This window comes from Thermosynechococcus vestitus BP-1 (genome assembly GCF_000011345.1).
GTDB classification, from domain to species: Bacteria; Cyanobacteriota; Cyanobacteriia; order Thermosynechococcales; family Thermosynechococcaceae; genus Thermosynechococcus; species Thermosynechococcus vestitus.
Map to the genome: position 1 here is coordinate 693,566 of NC_004113.1, position 18,136 is coordinate 711,701.

16 protein-coding genes are annotated in these 18,136 nt (G+C 55.7%); 11 read left to right on the top strand and 5 right to left on the bottom strand.

The features are described 5' to 3' along the window. Nucleotides 1-3 precede the first annotated feature (3 nt). The 6 genes from TLL_RS03455 to TLL_RS03480 all read left to right on the top strand — a co-directional run bounded on the left by TLL_RS03455 (nt 4) and on the right by TLL_RS03480 (nt 9,462). A complete protein-coding gene (locus TLL_RS03455; RefSeq protein ID WP_011056524.1) occupies nt 4-957 on the top strand; it encodes an Rpn family recombination-promoting nuclease/putative transposase in 954 nt (317 codons plus the stop codon). Nucleotides 958-1,256: 299 nt separating this feature from the next. Then, a complete protein-coding gene (hpsA, locus tag TLL_RS03460) occupies nt 1,257-6,365 on the top strand; it encodes a hormogonium polysaccharide biosynthesis protein HpsA (RefSeq protein ID WP_011056525.1) in 5,109 nt (1,702 codons plus the stop codon). Between the two features lie 20 nt (nt 6,366-6,385). Next, entirely contained in the window at nt 6,386-7,027 is a 642-nt protein-coding gene (locus TLL_RS03465; RefSeq protein ID WP_011056526.1) for a hypothetical protein, read from the top strand. Between the two features lie 57 nt (nt 7,028-7,084). Continuing rightward, nucleotides 7,085-8,164, top strand: a complete 1,080-nt coding sequence (locus TLL_RS03470) for a PulJ/GspJ family protein (protein ID WP_164920734.1) — start codon at nt 7,085-7,087, stop codon at nt 8,162-8,164. Between the two features lie 18 nt (nt 8,165-8,182). After that, nucleotides 8,183-8,797: a prepilin-type N-terminal cleavage/methylation domain-containing protein gene (locus TLL_RS03475; RefSeq protein ID WP_164920735.1), complete on the top strand. Its 615-nt coding sequence runs from the start codon at nt 8,183-8,185 to the stop codon at nt 8,795-8,797. Between the two features lie 62 nt (nt 8,798-8,859). Further along, a complete protein-coding gene (locus tag TLL_RS03480; RefSeq protein ID WP_011056529.1) occupies nt 8,860-9,462 on the top strand; it encodes a type IV pilin-like G/H family protein in 603 nt (200 codons plus the stop codon). A gap of 85 nt (nt 9,463-9,547) precedes the next feature. Here the strand turns inward: TLL_RS03480 and TLL_RS03485 are convergent, their stop codons facing one another. From TLL_RS03485 to TLL_RS03495, 3 genes are read right to left on the bottom strand one after another with little or no spacing between them, the layout of a single operon-like run. After that, complete coding sequence (locus TLL_RS03485; protein ID WP_011056530.1) at nt 9,548-10,876, bottom strand: cytochrome c biogenesis protein; 1,329 nt, start codon at nt 10,874-10,876, stop codon at nt 9,548-9,550. Between the two features lie 45 nt (nt 10,877-10,921). Next, nucleotides 10,922-11,938 carry an oxygen-dependent coproporphyrinogen oxidase gene (gene hemF / locus TLL_RS03490; RefSeq protein WP_164920736.1) on the bottom strand — a complete coding sequence of 339 codons (1,017 nt, stop codon included), beginning with the start codon at nt 11,936-11,938 and terminating at the stop codon, nt 10,922-10,924. A 60-nt stretch (nt 11,939-11,998) separates the two neighbouring features. Further along, nucleotides 11,999-12,640, bottom strand: a complete 642-nt coding sequence (locus TLL_RS03495) for a cofactor assembly of complex C subunit B (protein ID WP_011056532.1) — start codon at nt 12,638-12,640, stop codon at nt 11,999-12,001. An 87-nt stretch (nt 12,641-12,727) separates the two neighbouring features. On the opposite strand from TLL_RS03495, the gene TLL_RS03500 reads away from it, so the two are divergent. Next, entirely contained in the window at nt 12,728-12,988 is a 261-nt protein-coding gene (locus tag TLL_RS03500; RefSeq protein WP_231833819.1) for a L,D-transpeptidase, read from the top strand. A 19-nt stretch (nt 12,989-13,007) separates the two neighbouring features. On the opposite strand, the gene TLL_RS03505 is transcribed toward TLL_RS03500, so the two are convergent. Then, nucleotides 13,008-14,180 (bottom strand): RNA-guided endonuclease InsQ/TnpB family protein, encoded by a 1,173-nt coding sequence (locus TLL_RS03505; protein ID WP_164920737.1) that lies wholly within the window; start codon nt 14,178-14,180, stop codon nt 13,008-13,010. A gap of 110 nt (nt 14,181-14,290) precedes the next feature. On the opposite strand from TLL_RS03505, the gene TLL_RS03510 reads away from it, so the two are divergent. Beyond that, nucleotides 14,291-14,545 carry a L,D-transpeptidase gene (locus TLL_RS03510; RefSeq protein ID WP_011056535.1) on the top strand — a complete coding sequence of 85 codons (255 nt, stop codon included), beginning with the start codon at nt 14,291-14,293 and terminating at the stop codon, nt 14,543-14,545. Here the strand turns inward: TLL_RS03510 and TLL_RS03515 are convergent. Further along, nucleotides 14,542-15,879, bottom strand: coding sequence for a type II CAAX prenyl endopeptidase Rce1 family protein (locus TLL_RS03515; RefSeq protein ID WP_164920738.1), 1,338 nt, complete (start codon nt 15,877-15,879; stop codon nt 14,542-14,544). The two genes, TLL_RS03510 and TLL_RS03515, sit on opposite strands and share 4 nt — an antisense overlap. 132 nt (nt 15,880-16,011) lie before the next feature. Here TLL_RS03515 and pheS point away from each other — a divergent pair, with 132 nt between their 5' ends. The 3 genes from pheS to TLL_RS03530 all read left to right on the top strand — a co-directional run bounded on the left by pheS (nt 16,012) and on the right by TLL_RS03530 (nt 18,109). Further along, complete coding sequence (gene pheS, locus TLL_RS03520) at nt 16,012-17,022, top strand: phenylalanine--tRNA ligase subunit alpha (RefSeq protein ID WP_011056537.1); 1,011 nt, start codon at nt 16,012-16,014, stop codon at nt 17,020-17,022. An 11-nt stretch (nt 17,023-17,033) separates the two neighbouring features. Next, nucleotides 17,034-17,669 (top strand): ParA family protein, encoded by a 636-nt coding sequence (locus TLL_RS03525; protein ID WP_164920739.1) that lies wholly within the window; start codon nt 17,034-17,036, stop codon nt 17,667-17,669. A 131-nt stretch (nt 17,670-17,800) separates the two neighbouring features. Beyond that, a complete protein-coding gene (locus TLL_RS03530) occupies nt 17,801-18,109 on the top strand; it encodes a hypothetical protein (protein WP_164920740.1) in 309 nt (102 codons plus the stop codon). The last annotated feature ends 27 nt before the right edge of the window (nt 18,110-18,136 follow it).

An 18,136-nucleotide genomic window follows, 5' to 3' on the forward strand; every position in this document is an offset into this window, starting at 1 on the left:
CCCATGCGCCGCGACTCTCTCTTTTATCAACTCTTTGCCCTCTTGGGCATAGACACCCCTGAGGGGTATCGTTTTGACTCAGTTGAGCTGAAGCAAACCGCCTTTCGCATCGATGGCGTCTTTGTGCCCCCTGACCCTGCAGGCACGGTTTATTTCTGTGAGGTGCAGTTTCAGCGGGATAACACCTTCTATGAACGCTTCTTTGCGGAGATTTTTCTCTATCTGCGCCTGTATCGCTCCACCTTTGCAGATTGGCAAGCGGTGGTGATTTATCCGAATCGGCAAACGGAGCAAGAGTCTTTTGCTCCCTATGACCTGTTGGTCCATAGTCCCCGCCTGCGGCGAGTGTATCTGAATGAGTTGGGGTCACCGGACAACTTGCCATTGAGCCTGGCCCTGATGCAGCTTACGGTGTTATCCGAAGCAGAGATGCCCACAGTGGCAAGGTTACTGGCTGAGCGCACTCACACAGAGGCGGTGCCAAGGCCAGAAGTCATAATAGAGTTAATCACGACGATTGTGCTGTACAAGTTCACGGAGCTGAGTCGGGAGGAGGTGTTGCGGATGCTGGGGTTTACCACTGAGGAACTGAAGCGGACACGATTTTATCGGGAGGTGTATGCGGAGGCACGGGAGGAAGGATTACACGAAGGATTGCAACAGGGATTGCAACAAGGATTACAGCAGGGATTACAGCAAGGAAGACAACAGGGATTGCAACAGGGACTGCAACAAGGACTGGAGCAGGGACTGCAACAAGGATTACAGCAGGGATTACAGCAGGGAGAAGCACTTGTGATTTTGCGGCAGTTAAGGCGGCGATTTGGGAGTGTGCCTAGTGAGCTGGAGGAGCGAATCTGGCGGCTCTCTGTTTCACAGATTGAGGCTTTGGCGGAAGCGTTGCTTGACTTCAGGGAGCTGGAGGAAGTGGCAGCATGGCTAGGGCGCTTTGCTTGAGTGGTGCTGCGGGTCAGGGGGGAAGGGGTCTTGGTCGGGTGACGGTGGTGGCATAGAGGTTAAAAGTTTAAGTGGTATTGCTATTGCTTAATTAAGCTTAATTAAGAAGTGTTGCTATTGCTGAACTAGTGGCAATCATCTGCAGGGGTTGGGAAATTTTTCGGGAATGTTGCTGCGAGATGAAATTTTTTATTAAGGGAAAACCATACTAAGTTTATGGAGCCTGTGGGGTGTGGATACCCTAAGGTGTGGCTTGCGGATGGCAGGTTGGCTTTCTGGTGCGTTGATTAGGTGCGGCTATGAAAGAGCATTATCGCTCCCTTGGACTTTCGAAGCGACAGTATCGCAAACTGATGCGGTCTATCCGTCATCTGTTTTTCCAGTTACAGCGGTGGGTGCGGCGGCGGCTGGCACCCCTAGGACTGCAACAACGGCGACAGGGACGGTTGCGCTGGGGGCGAGCAGGGTTTGTGCTGCCAACGGTGGTGATTGTCTTGGTGGTGGTGACGCTGACGGTGGCGGCTTTGATGATCCGCACGCTGAACCGCACTGCTGAGGTGAGTGGTCAACGTCAAGAAATTCAAGTGATGAATGCGACGGCACCGGCCATTGACCGGGCGCGGGCCAAGTTGGAGTATTTCTTTACGCAAGACCCTTTGCGGCCCAATGGCGTACCAGGGGAAGATGTGATTAACCAAATTATTGGGAACCAAGGGAGTGCGGCGCGCGATCCTGATCCTTACACCTTGGCGGATGAGCAACGCATTGACTTCGATGGGGACGGCAACCTAGATAATGCCTGGGCCTTTCAACCCACGCCAACTTCCATTGTGGCCTACTCGATTTTGATGAAACGGCCCAATGATACGCAGCTTAACCAGAGTGACGCCGACAAAGCAAGGCAGCTCATTACCCGCAGTCGGCCCATGGGGATTACGGAACTGGGGAATCAGTGTGGGGACGTGGGCAATCTTGCCGGCCAACAAACGGAGGTCGGCTGGGATGAGGTGACCAGTGCCATTCTGCGGAAGAACTTTCAGATCAATGCCTTTGTTTATGAAAACCGCAACGGCGGTCAAGCCCTCTCGACGGTTGAGTTTGTGCAAGAGCGGCAAATGGAGCGGGGCAATAAGTGGGGGGCGTGGTTCCGTAATGACTTGGAGATTTTCCCGGGGCCAGACTTTCGCTGGAATGGGGCGATGCACACAGAAGGCAGCATTTTCATGACCAGTGGCAATGGTTTTACTGCTTACCTTGTGAGCTCGCCAAAATCCTGCATTTACACGCGATCGGCCTCAGAAATCACGGCAACGGAGGTGGTGGACAGCAACACGGGCCAAACGCTCTTCCAAGGGCAGTTTGTAGCTGGGAGCCTGCGGGATAACAACACCAATGCGCCAAATGTACAGATTCACTCCTACAGCGAACCTCCGAGTGCTCCTTACACCACCGGTGATGCCGATCCACCGGCGCAAAACGTTAAACTGACCGACAAACGAGACTCGGTGAAAGATGGCATAGAGCCTGCTATGGTTGCTCTGAACCCAGTGGCTATCTTAACTGAGGATCGGAGCAAGGCTCGCGGCAGTGACCCGACGAATTTGAGCGTGCGGGATGAGAACTGGCCTCTACAGTTTTATGTGCAACAGGGGCGCTTTGCCAATAAGACCCAGCCCAAGCCCTACGTGGATGACACCTACCGCGCTGATGATCGCTACGGACCAAAGCCGGTTTATGACACCACGATTCCCTCCTCTGACCCAAGGAAGCAAATTCCTGTTGGTAAGAAAGTGGGCGACCCAATTGATGGCACCGTCCCAGGGGCTAGGGACCTGCTGACCCGCAACGTGGCTCCACCGGGCAGCCCAAACAAACGGGAAGACTTAGGACTGGATGGCTATTGGGAGCGGCGAGCCCGCCAAGAAGGCTTGCGGATTATCGTCGGGGAACGTTTGGAACTGGGTAAACCCCTGGATCCACCAGAAGGAAACCCAGCCGATTCTAGTCGCCGCAATGAATTCTATCAGCATCGCACCCTGCGGGACGACCTTGCGGCTGTGCAAGCAGCAGTTGTTTATCACTACAAAGCGCGGGGGACAACCATTGACCCCTCCATTCCCGATCCCTTTACCACTCCCTATCCGGGGCAAAATGAAGGGGGCTATGAGCCTGTGGCCTGCTTGGCCGCCACCTACCACCACGGGACGCCGCAAACCGCCCTGCGGAGCATCATGTTCAACCAGTACAACGGCGTTTCAGGCTTGGGCCAATTCTTTGATTTCTTTACGGGGCGGGGCACCAATGGCTGGGAGTTTGAACCGCCTGACTTTAACAGCCAAGACATGCGGAACGCCCTACAAAATCTTGCGAACGCATACGGCGATCCCCAGGGCGCTTTCCCACCAACACAGGGAACCACGGTTCACCCTGACCCAACCACAACCAAGGCGGGGAACTTCTCCAATCTGAGGCGTGCCATGGAAGCGTGGGAGAACGCAGGCTGGAACCTCAGAGCCCTTAGCCTTGCGGATCAGAGCACCATCCACACCGCTGGCTGCGCCCTAGGAATGCTCGCCTATAGCGTGCATAAGCTGCAAACACTCAGTCTGCCTGGGGCTCTTGGGACGACGCTGGACAACCAGATTAACATTCTCAGGACTACTGGTGGTACTAGTACTACTGGTCCTCAAGTGCAGATAGACGGACAACGAGTAGACCAAAGCCCACCACCATACCCACCAGGGACAACAAGTGGGGTTGTCACAGTCATTCGCAATGGTTTCCCTTCTAGTCGTCCCCTTTCCTATCGCGGGGGCTATCTGGATGCCAATGCCTACATCACTGCCCTGATCTCTGACACTAGCTGGGGTCAGCGACCGCTCCAAGAGACTAGTGCCGACGTTAATGCTCGCCTTGCGCGGCTAATTGCCCTCAGGGAGCAAGTTGTGCATGACCTGAATCCCGGTGGGTACCAATGTTCCATTACCGATAATTATCCCAATTTAAAGAAGGCTTTTTGCCTAGACGAGCAATCATCAAACCCTTCACAGCTTTCGAAGCGGGGCTTTGTGCTTGGTCAGGACTTCCTGATGCCTAGCCGCGGTGGGGACACTCCTTATCTAAGGGTTGAGGATGCCCCCAGCTATAACTTTGACCTGGATCCTAATCGAGATAGAGATAAGTATGTCTATGTAAGTGGCGCAGGACTAATGCAGTTGACACGCATTACAACAGATGAGCAAGGCAAAATACTCACCGTAAAACTGAAAAACGTGGGTGCTTCATATAATGCGCCACAGAACAGACAGATTCCAGCAGGTGCCTCCGCTTCCCTTTTGACTGAGACAGGTCAAATTAATGTTGCCGTTGGATTTCCAAATAATCCAATTGTGAATAGTACTACTGTAGATATCAACTACACAGGGCTAAGCCAACCCCTCCAGGTGGGAGATATTATCGAGATTCGCCGTCCTCCTACTGGGGTTGGAGTCCTTGGTCGGGTAGAAGGGGTCTTTGAGGTGGTGCCGAGCACAAGCACACTACCACTACCACCAAACACAGCCAGAGTACGTTACATTGGTGGCACAGAACGCAGTGGTTCTGGCAGTGCCAATATTGCTGTAGGCTCCGAAGTGGTTGTCCTTTGGCGGAAGAACAGTTCCCCTGGTCCTCTGGGGACATTCAATACCGTCATCAAATATCCTGCCCTGCAGCGTATCTTTAATGGTGTGACTCCAGACAGGATTGTGGCTACACCACGACCCAACACTAGCGCTTTCCTCACCCCCACTGAGACTGCCACTGGCAACACTAGCGGCTTTCCCAACCGCCTGAATCAAATCATTGACTTTAATGGCAACGCCGTCAATGTTGCCTTCCTCGATAACGCCCTCTTTAATGGCCGTGAAGAGATGGTGGTGCGGGAAATGGATATTGACCTAGACCTGTTGCGGCGCAAGACCATTGGCGGGGATACGTGGCTGCCGATGGGGGGCATTGTCTATGCCTTCCGTGAAGACGCCGTGCGGGAGGATGGCATTGCCCGTCCGGCGGTCAGTGGTCAAAACTGGATGAATACAGATCCCAACAGTCCCCACGATCCCCCCTTGGCTGCTAACGGGATTTCGACCAAGCCGGTGGACTTCTTTGCCGATCCCATGCGGCGCCCCAATGGCTTCCGCCTCTGGAATGGGGCACGCCTTGACCGCGAAGGGATTCCCGACGACAAAAATATTGCTGGTTTGTCCTTTATCAGTGATAACCCCGTTTATATTCAGGGGGACTTTAACCTGCACAGTAGCGATGGCACAACTAGCAACCTCATTGAGGAGTTTACAGACAAACTGGCAGATGACTGGAGCAACTTCTACGATCGCAGCAAGCTAGATCCTCGCTTTGCGCGTCCGAAGGAAGATAAGTGGCGACCCACAGAAATTCTGGCGGATGCGGTCACGATTCTCTCCAGTAACTTCTGCAATGGGTCTGCCAATGACTACTTTGCTGAAGCCTACAATAATACTGTTCGAGCTTTGAACAACTCCCCAGAAAATCTGGCCACTAATTTTCCCGACAATACAGGAGCGGATGCGCGGGTCGACAACAGTAATCGCATTTATCCTACCTGCGCGGGTATTGCCAAACTGCGCACCTCTTTCCTGAATGCCAACCGCCCCAGCGCTGATCTCCCCAACGATACAGTTTGGCTGCGGGAAAGCCCCTTTGACCCCAGCTCACCGATTTATGTGGATCGCAATGGCACCCCCTGGGCCATCAACTATACGACTGGTGAGCGGGTGGATCGCAATGGTACACGGTTGACCCAGTATCCCGGTGGCAACGGAGCAGACCCGAGCCCGAACAACCCCTACAATGCTTATTACAGTTTTGACGACGCTCGTGCCCGAAATACAGCGCAAGAGACCCGCGTCAATGCCGTGATCGTGAGTGGCACCGTGCCCTCGCGGCGTACCCAATCCTATGGGGGGATGCACAACTTCCCGCGGTTCCTGGAGGCCTGGGGAACCCTCCGGATTCAGGGTTCCTTTATTCAACTGAACTTCTCGACCCAAGCCACGGCCCCCTTCGACCAAGACCAGTGGGAAATTCCCAACGACCCTAGCTGCCAAAATGTCAATACGGCCTTTAACTGCTCGGCCAAGACTTGGGAGCGGATTCAGTACTACGGTGCTCCCCAACGCCGCTGGGGCTACGATGTGGCTCTGCAACTGGCACCCGCAGGACCCGTTGCACGGCGGTTTATTACCCCAGGGCGGCAGCGCACAGAGTACTACACTGAACTGCGGGCCGATGACCCCTATATCCTGCGGCTGCGCTGTGCCAGGCGACCTGCGGGCATGGGCGGGGGCAGGATTGATCCGAATCTTGACGATGCCCAGTGCGATGCCTAACCCAGGGAGGTGATTGACCGATGACTTGCCCGACGGCTCACCGTGGCCTCACCCTTGTGGAATGTGTCATTGCCATTCTGGTGGTGAACTTGGCCTTGGCCATGTTGGCCGCACCCTTGGCCCTGATTGCCGCTACCCGCTTGCGCAATGACCGCATTAATCAGGCCACAGAAATTGCGCGGGGAGAAGTTGACCGGCTGCGGGTGATGATGGAGCAGGGGATCAACATTCACAGTAGCTCCACCTCACTCCTGCCCCCTGCAAGCTCAGTGGGCGCAACCTTAGGGAATGCGGCAGCTCTCTCCACCCAACTGCCACCGACGGGAGCAACCCCCATTCTCGACTGCATTTTACCCCCAAACGCAACCACCGCCTGTGAACGGCAACTGAACAATACCCGCTTTGGGGTGCAGATCTATCGGGGCAGCTTGGTCACCAATAGCAGTGGGTTGGTTTTGGGCTATCCAGTGCAGGTGCGCGTCTATAGTGCCGAGTCCCTGCCGGTGCCAATCGATGCCGTCAGTATTGGCCAACCCATTGAGCCGGCAACCGCAATGATCACCAGCGGTGGACCAGAAAGTGAAAGGCGACCCCTGGCGGTCTTGACCACGGAGATTGTGCGTGCTGACGCCGCTGAAGCCCTGTCTTATCTCAGGCGTTGATGCCGAAAAATGCACCCCATGACCCAAGAACATGAGCACTGCAAAGGAGGAATCACAATGAAATGGCGAGGCTGGCGGTGGTGGCGAGGGAAGGGCTTTACCTTGACGGAGATCTTGGTCTCTTTGGTCATTGCCGGCATTCTTATGGCGAGCTTGGGCAGCATCTTGATTGACATGCTGCAGACCGAACGCCGCGAGGCCTCCTTGAATCAACTGCGGCAAGACCTCAAGGCAGCGATGGATGTCATTAGCAATGACTTGGCGCAGGCGGTCTTTGTCTATAACGGCAACTGCCTTGCCGGCAACGGGCAGCAGTGCGGCGATACCAGCCGTAGCGATCCCTTAACGAATTACCTGCCGGAGTTTCCCTCAACCATGACGCCCGTGCTGGCGATGTGGATTTTGGAGCCGTTTCCCTACGATCAAAACCAGTTGGGGTATGCCGTCTTTAAGATGCCGCGGGATTGCGAGAAAGTATGGTCGAACGATGAACCCAGAACAAAACAACACTGCCGCGAGCTGCAACATGGCCGCCGCACCTACACCCTAGTGGTCTACTACATCGATACGGCAGCCACTTCCTTCTGGGCACCCGAGTCCCCCTGGCAGGGGAGAGCACGGCTGGTGCGCTATCAACTGCGCAAGTATCAGGTGGCTAATGTGGCTGAGAACCGCGATTATGACTACTTGGGGATTAATCGAGGTTATGTGGAACCAGTGGGGGAGACTAACTTTGCCCGCTGGCCCATGAAAGTCGGTGGTTCAGCCACTGAAAATCTGCAGCAGACTCGAGCGGGTGGTCGTCCTCTAGCCGACATTAAGGATTACCTGCGCGTGACCGATTTGGTGGTCGTTACTGATTTTATTGACACGGATACCACTTTTGCCGCCGCCGACTGCCCACAGACACCTGCGGGGGCAACGCCCTTTGTGCGCACGCCCCGCGACAGCACCCCTGCGGGCTTTTTTGCCTGTGTGCAGGATCGCGGCTCTAGCTTTAATGGGGCTACCTATGTTTATTTGCGGGGGAATCCAGAGGGGCTGCCGGGCATTCGCCCCCAAGATCTGGAAAATCGCCCTGTGATCACCACAACGGTTTTAAGCCGTTCTGTGGAAGGAAAAACGCCCACCTACTAAGCCGGGAGGATGCGAGGCATGGAACGCCGCCAGCGGGGATATACGATGACAGAGGTGTTGGTGGTGATCGTTGTGATCGCCATTGTGGTGGGGATTGGCACAATGAGCCTGTTTCCACTGCTGCAACGGCAACGGGTACGGGCGGCAGCCAATAATGCCCGCAATGTGCTGCGCCTGGCGCAGGCCACTGCTAAAAAACAAAAGCTGCCTTGGATTGCTGCCTTTCGCAATACCGACTTGGGGCCGCAGTGGTCGATTAATCCTGTGGGGAGCGATCGGGAGCGGTGGCAATGGCAGCCCCTGGTGGACGATGATGAGCAACTGGTAATGGTGATGTGGGGGACGGATTTTTACTCCCCTCTGACCAATGAGGACAATCAACACTCCCCTCTGACCAATGAGGACAATCAACGCTTAGAATGCTGGCAACCGGCAGCACAGGCATCGCCAATGCAGCAATGTGAGCTGGCCTTTGACTACCAAGGGCGGGTGATTACACCGGTGACGCCGCGGCGCATTAGCTTTAGCATCTATGCCTATGAGAGTGCTTACCTGCAATGTGTGCGGGTGTCGACGATTCTCGGGGGTATGCGCATTGAGGAGGGCAAGAGCTGCGGTGAGTATCGAGAGTAAGATCCATAGAGGGGTGGGCACGACCCAATTGCCATAAAGCACTTGAACACTGGGGGTTAACCATGAAACCGAAGGGAACGTTCTACATTAACCTGCTGTTTTTTCTGCAACAACGCCGGCAACAGCAGCGCAGTGGCAACGGGGGGTTAACCCTGCCGGAGGTGTTGGTGGTGATCTTGATTTTGGGGGTGATTGCCCTGATGGCCTTGCCCTCTTTGATGAACCAGCGCCTTAAGGCGCAATTGGCCGGTGCTAAATCCGCCGTGGGGGCAGTTAACCGTGCCCAGGAGGCCTACCGCGTGCGCCATAAAACGTTTGCCACCAAGCTGGTCTATTTGGGGATCTACAACACTAGCAACGGCGGCTATCGGGTGGATGGCTATTATCCCCTGGTCCTCACCTACGACCAAGTGAGAGACAAAGAGAGCGGGCGTATTCTCCATGGCGGGGGCAATCCTTGGTATGCTGCGGTCCATGCCCAGGCCATTGATCCCGCCGGCAAAGGGGTGTCGGGTTGCGTCTGGGCCAAGGAGGAAAACTATGGGGTAACAACGGCCTCGGTGAGGGAGGGGACAACGAACGCTCCCCCCGGTGACTGCTGGGGTCCGATTGAAGGAGGGGGTACGCAACCACTGGAGTATCTGCCCATCCAAACAACGGAATAGTTCTGAATCCTTTGGAGGGGGCACCGCTGAGATTGCGCCAAGGCGAGTCTGGGCTGCGATTGGCGGGGGCCGGCTGGCTAAGGGGCTAAAGGTCTACTGCGGTGGTTTGGCTTGGGGGGGCTAATTCGCGGGCGATCGCCACCAATTCCTGCTCAAAGGCCAACTGGGCCCGATTGGTGCGTCCGCCAAGGTAGAGGCGCTGGTTTTCCTGAAGCCCCCAGACCTGAGAATGGGAAACATAGCTCATGATCACCCCGGCCATCAACAGGGCAAAGCCGGCATAAAACAGGGGAATCCCCGGATCGGCTTTAATTTGTAGCCCCGTACTGCCCACCAGCTCCACCAAGGTCAGGGTAACGCCGTTCACTTCCGTACTCATGCCGGTGCGCAGGCTGGTGAGAAACTCCCCCTTGGGGCCATAGAGGAGCACGGTGCCCTGGAGATCGCGGGCAATGAGGGAGACCCCCGCCGAGAGATCGGGGCGGGTGGGCAGCCAGGTGCCCCAGAGGCGACCCTTGCCGCCGGTGTCCAGTGGTGCCATGGGCAGTTGCAGTACCGGACTCCTGTTGAGGCGAAAGCGAATGGCGGCAATCCCCCAGTCCGCCTGATAGAGGCTGACCCCACCATACCTCAAGGGCCGGTTGACATGGATGGTGCCCCGCTTCACCTCCTGCCCTTTGGCATCCTGGATTGAGAGATCCGAGTAGAACTGGTCAATCTCACCGGCATCGGTGTAGTCAATCCAAAAGCGATTCACCTTCACTGACCAGTCCTGGGGAATGCGCGCCAAGGGACCCGCCTCCACAATGTGCTGCAGATGAACGGTTTCGCCACTGGGAATGAGTTCCTGAGCCATGAAGCCGGTGAGGGCACCTAAAATGCCCCCCAGGAGAATGAGAAGCATGCTGGCGTGCACCACAATGGGGCCAAGGCGACCCACCAGCCCCTTGCGGGCATAGAGCTGCGTATCGGTTTGCCAGACGCGGTAGCCCTTTGCCCTGAGGGCGGTGGCCAGTGCCGTGAGGGAGCCTTGGGGAATCGTCGTGCTCAGGGCCAGCTTGGTGAATTGACGCGGTTCTTGGTAATAGTGCCAGCGTTGGGCAGTGGTGAGGGCAGGGACCTGACGCGTGAGGGTACAGGCGGTGAGACTGGCGCCAAAGAGGACCAACAGCGTGAGATACCAAGGGGTGCGATAGACATGATCCAACCCCAGGGCCAGCAGGACCCGCCAACTGAGAAAGCCAAATAGGGCGGGGTTTTCGGGATAGTTGGCTTGATAGAAGCTGAGGGATTGCCCCTGTTCAATGACCGTGCCGGCCATGCTGGCGATGGCAATCACAAGCAACAGGAGAATGGCTAGGCGCAGATCGCCAAGGAGAGCAAGCACACGGCGAAACACAGGGGCATTGATCATGGAGCCTAGGGGGAGAGGATTGGGCGGTGGTGTCTTAGGGGGGCTTTAGACTGGCCAATTGACCCAGTCTTGGGGCTTGAGAAAGGTGCTATAGAGTTCCGCTTCGCGGCTGTTGGGTTCGGGGGTATAGCCATATTCCCAGCGCACCAGGGGGGGCAAAGACATCAAAATGGACTCGGTGCGGCCATTGGTTTGGAGGCCAAAGATGGTGCCGCGGTCATAGACAAGGTTGAATTCCACATAGCGCCCGCGGCGATAGAGCTGAAACTGCCGCTCGCGATCGCCATAGGTTAGGTGACGCCGCCGTTCCACAATGGGTAGGTAGGCCTCGAGGAAGGCTTGGCCACAGCTTTGAATGAAGGCAAAGAGGTCTTCCCAGGACCGACTGCCAATCGAACCTACCCTTTGGCTATAGCGAGCCGCTTCGCCATCGGGATTGGGACCGCGGTATAGCTCGCGATCGCTGCCATCTTGGTAGTCAAAGAAAATACCGCCGACGCCGCGGGTTTCGCCGCGGTGCTTTAGGTAAAAGTATTCATCACACCAGCGCTTAAACACGGGATAGTATTCGCGGTGGTGGCGATCGCAGGCCGCCTGATGCACCTGATGGAAATGTTTGGCATCCTCGGCAAAGGGGTAGTAGGGGGTTAGATCTGCCCCACCGCCAAACCACCACACCGGTCCGGCTTCAAAGTAGCGGTAGTTCAAATGCACCGTTGGCACATAGGGGTTGCGGGGATGGAGCACCATGGAGGTACCCGTGGCATAGAAGCCGTACCCTGCCGCCTCAGGACGCTGCGCCAAGATCGAAGGCGGCAACTGCTCCCCCCACACTTCCGAGAAATTCACGCCCCCCTGCTCCAGAAGCTGGCCATTTTTCATCACCCGCGATCGCCCGCCGCCCCCTTCCGGACGCTGCCAAGTGTCTTCTTGAAACTGGGCACCGCCATCGGCAGCCTCTAGGCCCTGACAAATCTGATCCTGTAGATCCTTGAGAAAGGTGGCCACCCGTTGGCGGGAGTCACTGGGCACAGCGGTGCTCGCAGAAGTTGCAACAGTCATAGTCAATAGCGGAATCCTAATAAACGGTCTTTTAGTGTCCACCGTCGCTTGCAAGCGGGTCTAGGTTTTATTGTACTGTTGTGCCAGCACCTGAGCGAACTTTGCCGCCAGGGCCGCCACCCACCGCTCATCCTGCTGCGTATAGCTGCGGGGGGCATTGGTGCCCAAAATCATGACGGTTTGCTCATCCACGGGTTGGCAGATCACCCCTTGGGTATTGGGGGGCAAATACTCAAATTCAATGCGTCCGGGGTAAAGGGCCAAATTCACTAAATAGATGGGGCGTTGGGTTTGCAGGGCTCGCTGCACAATGGCGCCAGGGGTGGTCATTGGTTGGGGCCCCAGAATACCGCGGCGCAGGAGGGGGCGATCGTGCCGCCAAATGACAATGGACTTTGTGGGCGTATTCTTCAACAACGTGTAGGAGAGCCAGGCAAGTTCTGTTTTCAGCGCCGGCGAGAGATCAGCCGCCAGCTCAAATCCTTCTTCCCCTTCAAGGATTACCGCTTCTGGAGGACGGGGCTGTACCCGCTGCCAAATCAGGGTTGTCAAGATCAAGACCGCTGCCAGGAGTACCCCCACCACATCGGCGCGGGCCTGGGCAGGGGTGAGCATGGGGGTGAAAAGACGATTGATAAACAGCAGTGTGCCCCCCAACACCCCCGTGGTGAGGGGCAAATAGCGCAGGAGTTGGTCATTCATCTAAAGTTCTAAAAACTTTGCAGTCGTCACGTAGCTATCTATATATTTACCAATGCCCCGATCACGGTGCTAGGAGTGGCTGCAGGATTGAAAAGAAAAGGATTCCTCAAAGCTGGCCAGCGATCGCTAGGGGTTGTTGCCCTGCTGAGTTGGAGTTTTTGGGGTTGTTTTCCCTTTGCCCTGGCCACGGTGCCCCTCCGCCTAGAAATCAGCCTCTCGCGGCGGCAATTGACCCTCTACCAAGGACACACTCCCCTGCGCCGGTATCCAGTGGCCGTGGGTCGCCCAGGATGGGAAACCCCTATCGGTCAATTTCAAGTTCGCCAGTTGACATCCTCCCCCCGCTAAAGCAGGGAGATTCCCAAAATCACTTTTGGGACTTTCTGCTTCTTCGCAGTTGCCCTCCAGACGTATGTCTATCAGGTCTTACACCCGCTCCACAGACTGTAACCGTGTGTCCCACGGCCAAAATATTCCGAGCGGCATTTATATCCCGATCATGGTGCGCCCCACACTTAGGACAGTCCCATTCTCGGACGCTCAATGGCAACCGCTCAACAATGTGACCACACTGTCCACAGCGTTTAGAACTGGGAAACCATCGGTCAATCTTCACCAGTGTCCGACCATACCACTGGGCCTTGTATTCCAATTGCCGTACCAGTTCACCCCATCCAGCATCACTGATGGATCGGGCAAGCTGACGGTTCTTGACCATATTCTTCACAGCCAACGACTCGATTATGATCGTTTGGTTTTCACGTATCAATCGAGTCGTCAACTGGTGCAAATGGTCTTTTCTGGAATCAGAGATTTTCTGGTGAATCTTGGCAACTTTCAACCGCGCCTTATCCCAATTGCGAGAGCCTTTTTGTTTGCGACTCAAAGACCGCTGCGCCTTACGGAGTCGTTTGTAGTAGCGGTTAAAGTGCTTGGGGTTGGCAATCTTTTCCCCTGTACTCAGGGTAATGAGGCTGCTCATCCCTACGTCCAAACCAACCGACGGGTCGACGGGCTGCAGTTTCAACTCTCTGGGGTCATCAAACCTCAGACTGATGTACCACTGTCCAGCAGGGTTAAGCCTGATGGTCACCGTGGATGGTTCAACACCATCTGGAAGCCGTCTCGACCAGCGAATATTCAGCGGTTCGTTGCACTTTGCCAAGAATACTTTTCCGTCTTTCCACCTAAAAGCAGACTTGGTGAATTCTGCGCTGCCACCATTGCGTTTCTTTTTGAAGTTGGGATATTTTGCCCGACCTGCAAAGAAGTTACTGAAAGCAGATTGCAGATGTCTCAATGCCTGCTGCAAGGGGACAGAGCTAACCTCATTCAAAAACTGAAGGTCATCTTGCTTCTTCCACTGAGTAAGCAAGGCAGAGGTTTGAACGTAGTCAAGTCTCTCTTTTCGTTCATACCAGGCTTCTGTTCTCACTGCCAGTGCTCGATTATAAACCAACCGAACACAGCCCAATGTTCTCCGAAGCAGGGATTCTTGCTCGGTCGTTGGGTAGAAGCGGTAACTGAAAGCCTTTTGCATGCCTCGCATTATAGCGATTATTCTGTGAGTAACACAACTATACTTGGCAGTCACAGACTGCCGCTCCTATCCCTCCCCTCCCTAAAGGAGGGGGTCTCTCGGAGGTAAAGATGATTCGCGATCCCGCTTGGAAAAATCCCTTTACGGGGGCAGTGATTGCCGGCGGCCATCCCCAAAACCCCTTGGGACGGCGTTGGATTGGCTTTTGGAGCGATGGCACCAATTGGGTTGGCTTGCATGGTACCCCCAATCCTGATTCCATTGGTCATGCGGTTTCCCACGGGTGCGTGCGCATGTACAACCGCGACATTGAAGAGCTTTTTGAGAAGGTGCAACTTGGAGTGCCCGTGATTGTGGTGCCCTAGAAAGGGGCGACAAGGGCAGCCCCAAAAAAGACGACGGCGATCGCATCCACGAGGCCATGGAGCAGGACCCCTGTCCAGAGGCGCTGTGTGCAGGCAAACGCCAAGCAGTAAAAGATAGAGGCGAGGGTTGCCATGAGCATATAAACCCCTCGGTAGGCGATGAGGGACAGTTGCACATCGGCATTGGGCTCGTTCCCGCCATGGAGGAGGCCAAAAAGGAGCGCACCCAGGAGAATTGCCCCCCAAGTGGTGACGACCGGCGGCTGGCGATCGCCCCCATAGTGGCGCAGCAGGTCCCGCAGGAAAACCATCAAACCACTGCGAAAGATCACCTCCTCAAAAATGCCCACCCGCATTGCAAAGAGCGTTACATAGACAAATACCCGCAGCGGCGAGGGGGTCCAGTTGAAGGCCGCCAAGGGCAAAAAGCCCAATAGACTCCCCAAGGACACCAGGGGTACCAAGGCCACCAGGAACATTGCCGCCAGTAAACGGGCATCCCGCCAGCGGGGTTCAAAGCTATAGCCAAAGTGCGATCGCCCCAAACCGCTGCCCAAAATAATCACCAGGATAAAGAGTTGCAAGGCAACAAGGGGGCCAAAACGAAAGTAGGGGGTCGAGAACCAGTAGAGGCTAAAAAGCGAAAGGGCAATCAAGGGAATGTCCTGCACTCCCAAGCCGGTGGGGGTGGCGCGGAGACGGTGGCGCCGCTGCCAATCGCCCCAAGCACATAGGAGCAGATAGACAGGGGTAATGATCAATCCTTCGGTGTAGGCCTGGGGGAAGGCTGGGGCAATTAGCCCACGATGGCTGAGGAACAAATAGAGGGCTGCGCCACTGATCCATGCCCACAGCACCGGCGTTGGCGTCTTTTTGTCTCGCAACAGGAAAATAACACGCACCATTGCCCAGACGCCCCCGAGAAAAATCAGCCCATTCAGGCCCGCCCGATCGCTCAAGATCAAGCTCGTGAGCCTCTGGTGCCAGGGAAAGTGGGTTGCTCCCGGCAGGGCTAAGCCAATGGCAATGTACAGTCCGAGACTCAGGAGTAACCGTCTCTGCCACCGTTGAGCAATCTTGTCAAAATCAGGTGTACCCCTTGCCCACCACAGCACTGGGAACCCACCAATGATGACAACGGCGGCGGCCTCCACCAGACTTTCTAGCCACGGCCAAGGGTTTGGGGATAAATAGTGCAAATAGAGGAATTGTGCCCAAAACCACAGTCCACAGGCAGCGATCGCCATCTGTTGCTCGCGGCTGCTGCAAAATTGGGGTGAGCGAAGAAAGGCTTGGGGGGCTGTGGCCAACCAGTGACTAACCGCGTTTTGCACCTGGCTGATTTGTTTGCAAATTGGCATTCTAGAACCATCGCGATCGCAACTGCGGGCAGAGCGTTATAATCAAGGCTTGTTCCTAGCCTATGGGCATAGATCGAGACCCCTACCCCGCAACCGCATTTTGCCATGACCAGCCCTATTCTTGATCGCGATCGCCTCAGCCAACAGCTCCAAGATTTGCAAGCGAAAGCCCTGCAGGCGATCGCCACCGCCAGTACCCTCGATGCCCTAGAGCAACTGCGTGTGGCCTATCTTGGCAAAAAGGGCGAACTCTCGCAAATTCTGGCCCTAATGGGGAAATTGCCCGCGGGCGATCGCCCCACCATCGGTACCCTCGCCAACACCCTCAAGGAAAAACTCCTCCAAGAACTAGAAGCACGCCGAGCAACCCTGCAAGCGGAAAAAATTGCCGCTCAACTGGCGGCTGAAAGCCTTGATGTCACAATGCCGGGGGTCTATCGTCCCCAAGGGCACATTCATCCTCTCCATAGCACCATTGACCGTATTCTGGATATTTTTGTCGGTCTGGGCTATACCGTTGCCAATGGCCCAGAAATGGAAACCGAGTACTACAACTTTGAGGCCCTGAATACACCCGCAGATCACCCGGCTCGCGATATGCAGGATACCTTTTACCTGCCCGATGGCAATCTCCTGCGCACCCACACCTCCTCGGTGCAGATTCGCTACATGGAACTCTATGAGCCCCCCATTCGTATTGTTGCCCCCGGCCGCTGTTACCGCCGCGATACCGAGGATGCCACCCACGCGGCTGTGTTCCATCAGATTGAGATTTTAGCGGTCGATGAGGGGCTGACCTTTACCGATCTCAAGGGCACCGTCACGACCTTTTTGGCTGAACTCTTTGGTGACGTTCCCATTCGCTTCCGTGCCAGCTATTTCCCCTTTACCGAACCCTCCGCTGAAGTGGATGTGCAGTGGCAGGGACGCTGGCTAGAGGTGATGGGCTGCGGCATGGTGGATCCGGCGGTTCTCAAAAATGTCGGCTACGACCCAGAGGTCTATACAGGCTTTGCCGCTGGGTTTGGCGTAGAGCGGTTTGCCATGGTGCTGCATCAAATTGATGATATTCGCCGCTTCTACACCAGTGATCTGCGCTTTCTGCGGCAGTTTTAGGAGGGGTCAGCTTGGCAACACCCCGTTTGCTGGTGGTTCTCAATGGCAAAGGCGGCGTGGGCAAAACCACAACAGCAATTAATCTGGCGGCCACCTATGGACAGCAGTACAAGGTGCTGTTGGTGGATAGCGACCCCCAGGGGTCAGCGACCTGGTGGTTTCAGCGCAGTGGTCAATCCATGGGCTTTGATTTGGCTCAGGAGGTCAACCCCAAACTTCTCAGTCACGTGCGCAAGCTCTCTGACTATGACCTGATTGTTGTCGATACACCCCCGGCCTTAACCTCCAGTGCCCTAGGGGCAGTCGTCCCGATCGCCGACTATCTGGTCCTGCCCACCCCCCCTGCCCCCATTGACCTTGCCGCCCTCATTGAAACCGTGAAGCAAGTGGTGGAACCCTCGAAAGTGCCCCACCGCGTCCTGCTCACCCGCGTTGATCCCCGCTGTGTCAATGAAGCCCTCGAAGCCCAAAATACGCTCCTGCAGTTGGGGGTAGCCGCCTGTCATTCCTTTATTCGCGCCTACAAAGCCCATGAACGGGCCGCCCTCGATGGGGTTCCCATTACCCAATGGAAAGGCAAACACGCTAAAGAGGCTCAAGCCGATTACCGCCGCGCTGCTGAAGAGTTACAGCGGGACTGGCATTGAGCCACGCCCCCACCTCAAGCCAGTGGGCATTCTCGCTCCTAGCCAAATCCTGTAAAATCAAAAAGACAAAATCGGCAATCAAAACTGAGGGCAGGGTGCCATGGGTCGCCTTTTCGGTCTAGCTTTGTTTTTTGGCGGCTTTTATTTCATCGGCCAAAACATCGTGTTTTCCTACTCGCTGTTCTTCCGGCTTCTGGGCAAATCTCAGCGCCTCTGGAACGGTTCTACTCGTCCTAATCGGCCTTTTGATGATTCTCTTTGGCAACTCGAGCACAAAAAAGTTTGGCTACGTCGCCCTGGCATTGGGGGCCTTCCTCGTCTTTCTCAATGGATATGTTTTCCTGCTGCCCGTCAGCCTTATTCAGTTTACCCTTGGCTTCGCTGCCATGGCCCTGGGCTGGCGCCTGTTTAGCGGTAATCGGCCAGCCGGTTTTTTGTAAGATTCAAGATACCCCCAAGAGTCTATT